This window comes from Verrucomicrobiia bacterium (genome assembly GCA_019634635.1).
In the GTDB taxonomy this organism is placed as follows: domain Bacteria; phylum Verrucomicrobiota; class Verrucomicrobiia; order Limisphaerales; family UBA9464; genus UBA9464.
Genome location: JAHCBB010000015.1, coordinates 21,545 through 33,478 on the forward strand (window position 1 = coordinate 21,545; position 11,934 = coordinate 33,478).

Here is an 11,934-nt window from a genome sequence, read left to right on the forward strand (position 1 = left end):
GCAGCCTCCCAAGGCGGGATCCTCGCGACCCGCCTTGGGAAGCCAGGCGCGGGCCGACGGTGAACTTCAATCCGCCGGCAGCTGCTGCAGCAACGTCTGGAGTTCCTCCTGAGGAAGGGCCTTGAGCCATTCCAGGAGTTGCGGCAGGTCGGGAATACCCACCGGCACCGGAGCCGCGCCGCCGGCCCCGGTGGCCGGGATCGCCAACAGCTCCTCCGCCGACCAGGCGATGTCGCGGGCGCTGGTCTCCGCGCGCACCGCGCGCACTTCGTCCACGGTGACGACACCACCCTGGTTGCCCCAGGAGTTGCGGACAAAGGTGAGCACCGCCGCGATCTCGCCGTCGCTCAACACGTCTCCGAACTGGTTCATCGCGTTGTTGTACGTGTTGCCATTGACCGAAATGGGGCCGGAGAGCCCGTGCAACACGATGCGGATCAGCCGGGCATTGCCGTCCACGTTCACCCAGTCGGAACCCGCCAGGGGCGGAAACTGCCCGGCGACCCCCTGGCCGGCGGACTGGTGGCACGGAGCGCAGTAGTTGTACACTTGGGCGCCCACGCGGGCGAGCTGCTGCTCGGGAGTCTCCGCGGCGGCGGCGACCGCCACCTGGCCGCGCGGAAACTCGGAATACTCGTCCGCTTCAAAGCGGCCGCTGAAATTGGCGAGGTAATAGCCCCCCCAGAACAGCAGCGCACCGGTCAGGGCGACCAGCCAGAGATTCACCGGCTCGAAGCCGTCCCGGGGCTCCGGCTGCTCGCGCAGCAGTGCGGCATGGATCCGGGTGACGTCGTGCTGTTCGCCCTGGTCTGGGCGTGTCGCGGGATCGGACGGTGAGGCGGCTGGAGGGACGTCAGGCATGGCGGCCGGGCAGTGCGGCGGTCATTCGACCTTCGGAAGGGGTGCCTCGGGAAGGTCCACCGAGGATTTGAGACTCCTCAGATATTCCACAAGCTGCGTCGCCTCGGGCTTTGGGACCACCTCCCAGCCCGGCTCGGGGGCAAACGCGCCGAAGAGCTTCAATGCATTCGTCGAGGGACCCTCAAATCCGATGCGACGCGTCTCGAACAGGAAGGCATGCGGCGGCATGATGCTGCCCTTCGAGGTGGTCTGAGGATTGTACAGGTGGGTATAATGCCAGTCGTAGCTGGGCTGGCGCTCACCGATGTTGGTCAGGTCGGGCCCGGTGCGCGAAGACCCCAGCATGACCGGCTTCTGGTAGATGTAGTCCCGCGACACGGAACGCCGCTTGCCCCAGCCACGCTGGACATCCGCGCCGAAGCCGTCGGGACGCACCTGCTGGGTGTGACAGTAATTGCAGCCCAGGGAACGGTACAGCTCGCGCCCCTGGGCCGCCTCGCCCGGAATGGGCTGCGGGAAGGCCACTCCGGTGTCGGGGTTCACCTCGGGCTGCAGGGCGCCCAGCTGCTGGTTGGGGACGAGCACCAGCCCGAACCAGCTCGACGCAAGGGTGAGCAGGATGCCGAGGAACAGGAGGGGACCGAAGTTCATGGCGTCATTTTCCAACCGGCGCCGCCGGGGTCACGCCGGCAAGGATCATGGGCTCGGGCTCGCGGTAGGGTCCGAACCGCCGCGCCAGGATCCAGCCGAGATTGACGCAGAAGGCCACGTGGCCGACGGCGAGCAGAATCCCGCTCCACGTGCGCAGCTTCAGCCACGGGATCGTGATCTGGACGACCTCAAGGAACGGCAAGGAGGCGTTCAGCATGGCCTTGCCCTGAAGCCAGCCCCCGTAACTGAGCGGGGCGACGTACAGCAGAATGCCGAGGGCGGTGCACCAGAAATGCACGGAGATCAGCCGCTCGCTCGGCCATTCCCGGCGGGTGACGCGCGGCAGGATGTAATACATCGCCCCGAACATCGTCATGGTGAAGAAGGCATACATGCCCCAGTGGGCATGCGCGACCGTGTGATGGGTGAAGTGGGCCACCTCGCTGAACCAGCGCACCGAGCTGAGCACGCCCTGGAGGCTGGAGATTGTGTAGCTCACCGCGCCAAACACGATGAACCGGAGCGTCGGACTGTACTTCAGCTTCCCGAAGTGCCCGACCATCGTGAAATGGTGGTTGATGGCCGTCGCGACGACCGGGATCACCATCATCACGCTGGCCACAATGGAGACGGTGATCATCCACGCCGGGAACGGACCACCGACCAGATGGTGGAACCCGTTCCAGTTGTAGAAGAGCGCCAGCGTCCAGAATCCGAGCACGCTCAGGTAGTAGCTGTGAATCGGGCGCCCGATCACCTTCGGCAGGAAATAGTAGATGGACGCCAGCCCGACCGGGGTGAACCACAGTCCGAGCACGTTGTGGGCGAACCACCAGTTCACCGCCGCCTGCACCGTGCCGCGGGCCGGTTCCAGGACGAGGAGGAGCTGCGCGGTCGAGTACAGCCAGGGAAACCACAGCACCGCCGCGAGGATGTACCACTGGGAGACGTACAAATGCCGCTCCCGCCGGAATCGGAAGATCACGATGGTCCACACCGCGATCAGCGCGAAGGCGACGAAAAGGATCGGCGTGGCGTATCCGGGCAGTTCGAGGTACTCCACACCGGTGGTGTCGCCCCGCAGGATCCCCACAATGCCCACCAGCAGACCCACGTTCCAGAAGACCGCCGCGGCATTGATGACGCTCTGGGCCATCAGCGGCACCCGGCACAGACGACACATCAGCCACAGCACCACCCCCACGGCCACCTCGGCCGAGAACCCGTAAATCACCGCGTTCAGGTGCGCGGTGCGGATGCGTCCGAAGGTCAACCACGCCGTTCCGGCAAGAAAGTCCGGCGCGTGCAGCTTGTAGCTGGCGATGAGGGCGAGGACGGTGCCGATCATCAGCCAGGCCATGCCGGCGAGGAAGAACAGCAGCACCGTGCCGCTGGTGGAGGCATCAATCTCGGCGAGCTCGGCCCGGCGCTGTCCCGGGGTGTCGGCATCCCGCGGCGACAGCGCCGCCAGCACGCTGGGGGAGGCGGATGGGTTCATGGCGCGACGGGGTCTCCGGGGGCCGCCGACCCGGAGCGCGGGCGGTTGAGCACCACATCGGTCATCCGGCCGACCGGCTCCTGCTCGTCAAAGGGCAGCAGGGCCGCACGGTCGAGGTGGGACAGCTCGCCGTTGCGTCCGGCCCACCACAACGCCCAGAGCGCCACCGCCGGAAACATCAGCGAACTGCCGATCAGGATGAAGGAAATGATGCCCATGGAACGGTGCCTACTCGTACGAAACCTGCTTCAGCGACTCGTCCAACCGCTGGATCAACTGCTCGCGTCCGGCGGCGTTGCCCTCCCGGTTCAGGGACGCCCAGAGCGACACCGCCTCCCGGATCGGCAGCCGGTAGATGCCGTTGTCGGCCTTGATCACGCCGTAGTTGCCGAGCGCATCGGCGTTCTCCGCCTGCAGGGCGGCGGAGAGCTGGAGCCGCTCCTCGGCGCGCGCGGCCCCGACGGGAGCCGGACGGAACTCGCGCTGCATGTAGATCACCAGCGCCGCGATGATCAGGAAGGCGCCCAGGGCGCCCACCACGGTGGTCGCCACGGCGAGCGGACGTTCGGTCAGGGGATCCGGGGTGTTCATCATCGTCTCGGTTCGGGTCACAACTCATCCACTGCGTAGCCCGCGCCGGCCACCTCGTGGTGGGTGACGGCCTCCTTGAGGCGCGGATGCTTCTGGGGCCACTTCGGATACCTCTGGAAGTCCCTCCAGAAGACCCAGGCCAGCAACGCCACGAGCCCGAACCAGCAGAGCGGGTCAAAAAGCGTCACGTGGAGCCCCTTGGGATACAGCACCGGCATGATGTTGAAGGTCATGTCCACGTAATGCATCAGCCAGGCCCACACGATCATCGGCGCCATGACCGTCACGCTCATCTTGGTGTCAATGCGCAGGAGGATCAGGAAGGGGATGAAGAAGTGTCCAAATAGGATCAGCAGGCCCACCTGCCACCAGCTCCCCTGCTCGCGGTCCACGTACCAGAAGGTCTCCTCGGGGATCGCGGCGTTCCAGATCAGGAAATACTGCGAGAAGGCGATGTAGGCGTAAAAGACGGTGAACGCGAAGAACCAGACGGCCAGGTCATGAATCTGGCGCGGGAAGATCACCGGCTTCAGCTCGCGGGTTCCCAGCCAGCGCGCCAGGCCGTAAAGGGTGGCCAGGGTGACCCAGAGGCTGCCGGCAAAGTAGTAGACCCCGTAGATCGTCGAGAAGAACTGCCATTGCAGCGACATCATCAGGAGGATGACCCCGAGGGTGAGGGACAGGGCGTAGGCGAAGATCCCCCAGCCCGCCAGAAAGCGCGCCTTGCGGGTCCAAACCACCGCGCCGTCCTTGTCCTGGGCCAGCGAATAGCGGCGGAAGGTGGTGGCCATCCAGGTCCAGAGCGCGAAGAGCAGGATCACCACCACGTTGAAGGTCACCCGGTTGAACAGGATTTCCTTCACATGCAAGGAGTGGTCCGTGGCCGGGTCCACGTGCAGCCAGCGCCAGATCTCCCCCTGGAGCAGCAGCAGCGGAATCAGCGCGAGGGCGAGGGGCCTGGTGAGGCAGGCCAGATGCTCGGCGAGGCGCAGCACGGAGACGCTCCACCCGGCATCGAACAGGTGGTGGATCATCACGAAGACCAGTCCGGCCATCGCCAGGCTCAGGCAGAACATGAAGGCCGTCAGATAGCTGTAGGCAAACTGCTCGAGGATCGTGGGGGCGGGTCGTGCGTGGTCCGCGGCCCCGTGACCGTGCGCCGCGGCCGCAGCCGCCGGGGAGGCGGCCGCCATCGTGGCGGCCTCCATGGGGCGGGCGGTTGCCAGCAGCAACGCCCCGGCCAGCGCGAACAGCGCGAGCGGGCGGCGGAGGATTCGAAAGACGTTCATGGCGGCGTCAGGGCTTCAGGGATTGCAGGACCGGCGGTGGCACATCGGATTCCAGGCCCAGACGGCTGAGCTGGAGGGCGCGCAGATAGGCGACGATCGCCCAGCGATCCTCGGCGGCCACCTGCGCGGCGTAACCCATCATGGTGTTCTTCCCCGCGGTGATCGTGTGATAGATCTCGCCGTCGTTCATGCGGATGATCCGCGCATCCTGAAGACTCGCGACGGTGGTCATGCCCAATTTCCTGGTGATGCCGTTGCCGTCCGCCTGGGCGCCATGGCAGGGCTGGCAGTAGATCGTGTACCGCTGTTCCCCCCGCTTCAGGAACTCGAGCGTGACCGGCAGCGGATTGACCTCCACAAACCCGTCGGCGTCGCGACCCGTGTTCAGCGGATCCAGCGCCCACGTGGTGTTGTCGCGGAAGCCGTGCCGCTGGGCGACGGTGCCGGCGACCTGGGGCCGGGAGCTCATGTTGTTGGCCCAGGCGTAGAAGCCGGCCTTGGTTTGCGGACGCAGCTTGAACTGCCGGTCCATGTCCGGAAACACCTCGATGGGCGGGCGTCGGGACTTCCCGCCGCGGAGCCCGGCGATGGCGACCACCGCGACGACCGCGAGGGCGACCACCCCGAGCACCAGCTTGAAGCGCGGCCCAAACAGCGACAGAACGTACAGGAAGATCTTTTCAAACATGGGTCACTCCTCCTCCACGACCTCCACCGCCGAGGCTCCCGCGTGCTCCAGCAGCTCGCGGGTTTGTTCCGGGGAATACCGGGGGTCCGCCGATTCGATGAACACAAAATACTTGTCGTCCGACGCCTTCTTGAAGCGCTCCACGCGCAACAACGGGTTGTACAGCCGGGGCAGCCCGTTCAACAGCAGCATGCCGCCCAGGGTGCCAAACGCACTGAGCAGGATCGTCAGCTCATAGCTCACCGGAAAGGCGAACAGGGGGGTGAACAGCGGCTTGCCGCCGACCACCAGGGGATAGTCCGCCTTGTTCATGAACCAGATCATCCACATGCCGAAGAAGAACCCGGTGATGCCGCCGCAGAAGGTGAAATAGCCCACCTTCGACTTCCGCAGCCCCATGGCGTCATCCATGCCGTGGATCGGGAACGGGGTGAAGACATCCCACTTCCGGTAGCCGGCGTCGCGCACAGCCACCGCGGCATGCAGGATGTCGGCAGCCGTCTCGAACTGCGCCAGCAGGCCGATGGGACGGGGAACGGGGGCGCTCATCGCGTGAGGGGGATGCAGGGTTCCAGGGGACATTCAGTGGTGCTCCTTGGCGCCGCCCAGCGGATGGTGGGGATCCGCGTACGGGGTCACCGCCTTCACCTCGCTGATCGCGATGGCGGGCAGAAACCGGATGAACAACAGGAAGAGGGTCAGGAACAGTCCGAAACTGCCCGCAAAGGTCAGGACATCCACCCAGGTGGGCGTGAAGTACCCCCAGCTCGACGGCAGGTAATCGCGGTGCAACGACGTGACGATGATCACGAAGCGCTCGAACCACATGCCAATGTTGACCACGATCGAGACGCACCAGACGAACCACATGGTGGTCCGGAGCTTCTTGAACCAGAAGAGATGCGGGCTGATCACGTTGCAGGTGATCATGCTCCAGTAGGCCCACCAGTACGGTCCGAACGCCCGGTTCTTGAACGCATACAGCTCGTAGGGGTTCCCGCCGTACCAGGCGATGAAGAACTCCATGCCGTACGCGTACCCGACCATGGAACCGGTTGCGAGGATCACCTTGCACATCAGCTCGACATGCCGCGTGGTGATGATGTCCTCGAGATGGAACAGGGACCGCAGGGGGATCATCAGGGTGAGCACCATGCCGAATCCCGAGAAAATGGCGCCGGCAACAAAGTACGGCGGAAAGATGGTCGTATGCCAGCCGGGCACCTGCGAGACCGCGAAGTCGAAGGACACGATCGAGTGCACGGACAGCACCAGCGGCGTGCTCAGGCCGGCAAGGATGAGGTAGGCCTTCTCATAATTGCTCCAACCGCGGTTCGAATTGGTCCAGCCCAGGGCGAACAGCCCGTAAAGCGCCCCGCGGATCGCCGTCTTGGCCCGGTCGCGCAGGGTCGCCAGGTCGGGGATGAGGCCCACATACCAGAACAGCAGGGACACGGTGCCATAGGTCGAGACGGCAAAGACGTCCCACAGCAGCGGGGAACGGAACTGCGGCCAGATGTAATTGGCATTGGGGAACGGAATGAGGTAGCCGGGCATGAGCGCGAACCAGACGCGTCCCGTATGCACCACCGGAAAGATGCCGGCGCACGCCACGGCAAAGAGGGTCATCGCCTCCGCGGCGCGGTTGATCGAGGTCCGCCACTTCTGACGCAGGAGGAACAACACCGCCGAGATCAAGGTCCCGGCGTGGCCGATGCCGATCCAGAAGACGAAGTTCGTGATGTCCCAGGCCCAGTCGGCCGGCTGGTTGAGCCCCCACACGCCGACGCCGGTCGCGATGAGGTAGGCGACCATGGCGAACATGGTGGACATGCCGCCGAAGCTCAGAATGAAGGCCGGCCACCACCACTTGGGCATCGGCCGCTCGCAGATGCCGGCAATGGCATCGGTGATCCAGGCCGGGGAGCGTCCGTTGAGCACCAGCGGCTCGCGCTCCAGCTCGCGCGGGGGATCGGCGACCACCAGCTTGGGCGGTGCGGCTTGCGGACCCGCCTTGCCCCGTTGGGCGGGGGCGGCTCCGTCGGCGGTGATGGCGGCGCTCGACATCAGGCCTGCCCTCCATTCGTGGCCGCGGCGGCTCCCTGCCCGTGACCGGCGTGGCCGTGGGGTTCAAAGGGATTCTGACCGCGGATCCGCTCGTAGTCGCGTAGCGAGTCGGGCTCCGTGTAGGTGTCTGGCATCGCCGGATTCGGGTTTCGAAGCCGCGCCAGGTAGGTGACGCGCGGCCGGTTGTCGAGAAAGCCCAGGACGGTGTAGTTGCGCGGATCCTTGATCGTCCCGTTCACCCGGGCCTCGGGATCCAGCGTGTTCCCGAAGACGATGGCATCCGCCGGACAGGCCTCCTGGCAGGCCGTGCGCACCATGTCCCCGGGCACCCGCACGTTGCCGCTGTCCTTCGCCTGGTTCTTCACCGCGATCTTGGCCTGCTCGATCCGCTGCACGCAGAACGTGCACTTCTCCATGACGCCCCGCATGCGCACGCTGACGTCCGGGTTCTTGACGAGCTTGACGACCTCCCAGCCGGTATCCTTGTAGAGGTTGGGACCAAACGGTCCGTGGTACAGCGGGGATTCGACGTTGAAGAACAGGGTGCCCGTCTCCTGCGCGTAGCTGATCTCCCGCTTGTTGAAATCGAAGAAGTTGAACCGCCGGACCTTGTACGGGCAGTTGTTGCTGCAGTAGCGCGTGCCGATGCAGCGGTTGTAGGCCATCACGTTGAGGCCCTCGCTGTTGTGGACCGTCGCGTTCACGGGACACACGCTCTCACAGGGTGCGTTCTCGCAGTGCTGGCAGAGCATCGGCTGGACGACCATCTGCGGATCCTCGGCCGGGGTCTCCTTTCGCGTGGGGACATCCGGGTCGTAGCTGTAGTACCGGTCAATCCGCATCCACTGCATCTCGCGTCCGCGCGCCACCTGGTCCTTGCCGACGATGGGGATGTTGTTCTCCGCCTGGCAGGCGATCACACAGGCCGAGCAGCCGGTGCAGGAACCGAGGTCCACGGTCATCGCCCACTGGTTGAGATCCGATTTGGTCCAGGGCTGGGCCTTGTACGGGCTGGTATAGATGTTCTTGATGGACCCGTCGGGATAGCGCGGCACGTGATCGAGGTGCGCATCGAGGTCCATGCCCTGGGCGAACTCCGGCAGCTTGCGAAACGCCTCCAGGTTCGCCTCGCGCACCACCGGACGCCCCTCCATGAGGCCATGCTCCTGGGTGACGGCCACCATGTGGCGGCGCATCACCCTCTCGATCCGCGCGCCGCGGACCAGATGGCGTGAGCCCTCACGATACAGCGGGTAGGCATTGAATCCACTGCCCTTGCCGACGCGGCCAACGCGGGTGCGCCCGTAGCCCAAGGCGCAGCCAATGACCCCTTCGGCCAGGCCGGGCTGGATCCACGCCGGACCCTCAATGCTCGTGTCGCCCACGGTCACCCGGACCACAAACTGCCGGTACTGCCCGTCCTTGGCCCTCGCGCTGGACTCGATCCCCAGTTCCCGTGCGGTCTTGGGGGAAATCAGCACCACATTCTCCCAAGTGACCTTGGTCACCGGGTCCGGAAGCTCCTGGAGCCACCCGTTGTTGGTGTTGCGCCCGTCATCCACCCGCGCGTCGCGGAACAGCACCAGTTCCAATCCCTCGCCGGATGCCGGGACCAACTCTCCAAGGGCCGCCAGAACCCGGGTCGCGTCCAACGCAAGGCGGGCCGGCTTGCCGGCGCTGTCCGCCAGGAATCCGTCGTGCAGAAACTGGTTCCAGGCATTCTCGTCGTCCGAGGCCAGTCCCTTGAATGTTTCCCGCACCAGTTCGTAGGGGGAGGTGACCGGATGCCCCAGGAGGCGGGCCAGAACCTCCAGGTCCGACAAGCCACCAAACAGCGGCTGGATGAGCGGCTGGACGGGCAGCACGGTGCCCTCGGTGCCGCGCGCATCTCCCCACGCCTCAAGGAAGTGGGTCGCCGCCAGGTTCCACGTGGCGACCACCGAAGTCTCATCCTCGTAATACCCGAGGCGCACCACGGTCTTCGCCTTCCTGGCCGCCTCGGCAAACTTCAAATCGGCCGGCGCATTATATGCGGGATTGCCGCCCAGGATGACGAGGGTGTCCACCTGGCCCGCATTCAGCGCGTTCACCAGTTCCTTGAGAGTGGTCGTGTCCGCGGGCGTCTCGGCCAACCGGACGTCCACCGTCTTCCCATAGGCGCCAAGGGCTTCGTTGAGCGCCGCCGCAATCAGGTGGACCGCCAGCGGCTGCCCGTGGCCCGCCACCACCACGGCCTCACCCCGGTGGGCTGCCAGGTCCTTGGCACATTCCGCAGCCCAGCCAGCCGGGGCCGGTGACCCTTGGGCCATCTCACGCAGCGCCGCACCGAGCGTGCCGCCGGTGACCAGTTGAGCCGCAACCTGCGCCGCCACCTGGACCACCTCGCTGGGCTTCACCCGGAGCCGGTGATCCGCCTGGCCCCCGGTGATCGTCATCAACGACTCCACCACGTAGAGCCGGTTCATGCCGTCGCCCGGCTGGCGCCCCCGGGAGAAGCCGCGCATCATCCCGGTTGCATCCAGTTCCGCACCAAAAAGATCGGCATCGAGCGAAAGGATCCGCTTGGCCAGATCGAGCCGGTAACGGGGCTGGACCTCCGCGCCAAAGGCCGTCGAGGCCGCCGTCCGGTGCACCTGGAAATCCACCGGCTCATAATTCACCCAGTTCGATTTCGCGAACCCGGCCGCAAGCGCCTCCTGCAGGCGGGCCCGCGTCGGCGAACTGCTGCGATCCGAAAGCATCCACAGGCCGTCGCCACCGTTGCCGGAGAATTTCTGGGACAGCCCGGTCAGCATGTCCGCCACGCGGGCGGCATCCACGACGTTGCCCTCGAACGTGTGACGGATCGCGCGGTCCGGATCGTACAGATTGAGGATCGCCGCCTGGGTCTGCGCGTCGGTGCCCGCGCTTCCCGGAGCCAGGGCGTTCGGCTCGAGTTTGGTGGGGCGTCCATCGGTCCACTTCGCCAGCACGGGTGTGGCGGCACCGCGGCTGGGTGCGGCGGTCGCAAAATACTTCCACCCGCCATGCAGGTAGTTCTCGGGCTGGCGTCCGAAGGGCAGGAATTCCTCCTCGGGACGCCGGCATCCGGTCGCCATGCCGCCGAGTCCCGCCAGCAGAAAGCTGGCCGACATCAGCTTCATCCATTCCCGGCGGGTCTCACCGTCCGGGGCCACGCTGGCACCCTCCGGGAACTCGCGCTCGATCCATTCACGGACCTGGGGCTGGTCTTCCAGCTGTTCCAGCGAGCGCCAATATCGCCGGCCCGTTTCCGGTTCCGGGCAGGTGGGGGGGATCGTCTTCATCAGCGGTGGCAGACGGAACAACTTTCTCCGGGTTGGACCTTCCAGTCGTGAACGAGCTGCTTGCCGTTCACCTGGCCCTTCCAGTCCAGCTGGGTGACCAGGTCCACGGGACGGATGTAGTCCTCAGGCTTCCGATGGCAGTCGAGGCAAAAACCCATCGAAAGCGCCTTGGCGTGATAGACCTCCTCCATTTCGTTGACCTGCCCGTGACAGTGAACGCAACTGATGCCGCGGTTCACGTGGACCGAATGGTTGAAATAAACGTAGTCCGGGACCTTGTGGACCTGGACCCAGGGGATCGGCTGGCCAGACTGGTAGGAGTCGCGGACCAACTGCAACCGGGGATCCTCCCTCAGGATCAGGCTGTGGCAGTTCATGCAGGTGCTGGCGGCCGGAATGTTGGAAAACCAGGACTGGTCCACGCCGTTGTGGCAGTACCGGCAGTCCATGCCGAGCTGGCCGACATGCACCTTGTGGGAAAAGGGCACGGGCTGGATGGGCTCGTAGCCCACGCGCGTGTACTTCGGGGTGAAATAGTAGGTCACCCCGCCCAGCGCGAGGGTGGCCACCAGGCCGCCGGCAATCAGCAGCTTGGGGCCCAACTGGTTGGCCCACCTTGGAAATGAAAAGCCCATCGGTCAGCGTCGTTGCCGGACCGGGGTCCGGCGTCTTCTCTACTTCAGCACCCGCATTCGAAAGGTTCCCCGGCTCTCCGGGGGAACCCGCCCCGCCCGGCCCCAAAACCCTGAACCCTCAGGGAACTCGAAGTCCGGAAAGGCCGCGTTTCAGAGGGATTCGGCGGAAATCCCACCGAGGGAGCCCTCCGAATCGCACATCCAGCGTCGCACTCGTGAAAAAAATCACAAGCGTGCCCTCCAGGGCAAGCGTTCATTATTCGATCGCAATCCAAAGACAGTCCGCAGGCCCCACCGGACGGGGGTGCTCCACGAATCATCGGAGTCCCGATCGGCCCGTCGCGAAAGG

General features: G+C 65.5%; 11 protein-coding genes. All 11 read right to left on the reverse strand.

Features of this window, described 5'->3' with window-relative positions; translation table 11 throughout:
• Nucleotides 1-66 precede the first annotated feature (66 nt).
• From KF791_11790 to KF791_11840, 11 genes are read right to left on the reverse strand one after another with little or no spacing between them, the layout of a single operon-like run.
• Nucleotides 67-861: a cytochrome c gene (locus KF791_11790; GenBank protein MBX3733263.1), complete on the reverse strand. Its 795-nt coding sequence runs from the start codon at nucleotides 859-861 to the stop codon at nucleotides 67-69.
• 21 nt (nucleotides 862-882) lie between these two features.
• On the reverse strand, nucleotides 883-1,512 hold the full coding sequence (locus KF791_11795; GenBank protein MBX3733264.1) for a cbb3-type cytochrome c oxidase subunit II: 630 nt from the start codon (nucleotides 1,510-1,512) through the stop codon (nucleotides 883-885).
• A gap of 4 nt (nucleotides 1,513-1,516) precedes the next feature.
• Nucleotides 1,517-3,010: a cbb3-type cytochrome c oxidase subunit I gene (locus KF791_11800; GenBank protein ID MBX3733265.1), complete on the reverse strand. Its 1,494-nt coding sequence runs from the start codon at nucleotides 3,008-3,010 to the stop codon at nucleotides 1,517-1,519.
• Complete coding sequence (gene ccoS, locus KF791_11805; protein ID MBX3733266.1) at nucleotides 3,007-3,228, reverse strand: cbb3-type cytochrome oxidase assembly protein CcoS; 222 nt, start codon at nucleotides 3,226-3,228, stop codon at nucleotides 3,007-3,009. The genes KF791_11800 and ccoS overlap by 4 nt, the downstream gene beginning before the upstream one ends.
• A gap of 10 nt (nucleotides 3,229-3,238) precedes the next feature.
• Nucleotides 3,239-3,622: a hypothetical protein gene (locus KF791_11810; GenBank protein ID MBX3733267.1), complete on the reverse strand. Its 384-nt coding sequence runs from the start codon at nucleotides 3,620-3,622 to the stop codon at nucleotides 3,239-3,241.
• Complete coding sequence (locus KF791_11815) at nucleotides 3,619-4,890, reverse strand: hypothetical protein (GenBank protein MBX3733268.1); 1,272 nt, start codon at nucleotides 4,888-4,890, stop codon at nucleotides 3,619-3,621. Before KF791_11815 ends, KF791_11810 begins: the two co-directional genes overlap by 4 nt.
• A gap of 7 nt (nucleotides 4,891-4,897) precedes the next feature.
• Nucleotides 4,898-5,578 (reverse strand): cytochrome c, encoded by a 681-nt coding sequence (locus KF791_11820; protein MBX3733269.1) that lies wholly within the window; start codon nucleotides 5,576-5,578, stop codon nucleotides 4,898-4,900.
• 3 nt (nucleotides 5,579-5,581) lie between these two features.
• Nucleotides 5,582-6,127 carry a DUF3341 domain-containing protein gene (locus tag KF791_11825; GenBank protein MBX3733270.1) on the reverse strand — a complete coding sequence of 182 codons (546 nt, stop codon included), beginning with the start codon at nucleotides 6,125-6,127 and terminating at the stop codon, nucleotides 5,582-5,584.
• A gap of 33 nt (nucleotides 6,128-6,160) precedes the next feature.
• On the reverse strand, nucleotides 6,161-7,645 hold the full coding sequence (gene nrfD / locus KF791_11830; GenBank protein MBX3733271.1) for a polysulfide reductase NrfD: 1,485 nt from the start codon (nucleotides 7,643-7,645) through the stop codon (nucleotides 6,161-6,163).
• Nucleotides 7,645-10,950 (reverse strand): TAT-variant-translocated molybdopterin oxidoreductase, encoded by a 3,306-nt coding sequence (locus KF791_11835; protein MBX3733272.1) that lies wholly within the window; start codon nucleotides 10,948-10,950, stop codon nucleotides 7,645-7,647. Before KF791_11835 ends, nrfD begins: the two co-directional genes overlap by 1 nt.
• Nucleotides 10,950-11,585: a cytochrome c3 family protein gene (locus KF791_11840; GenBank protein ID MBX3733273.1), complete on the reverse strand. Its 636-nt coding sequence runs from the start codon at nucleotides 11,583-11,585 to the stop codon at nucleotides 10,950-10,952. Before KF791_11840 ends, KF791_11835 begins: the two co-directional genes overlap by 1 nt.
• Nucleotides 11,586-11,934: the final 349 nt, after the last annotated feature.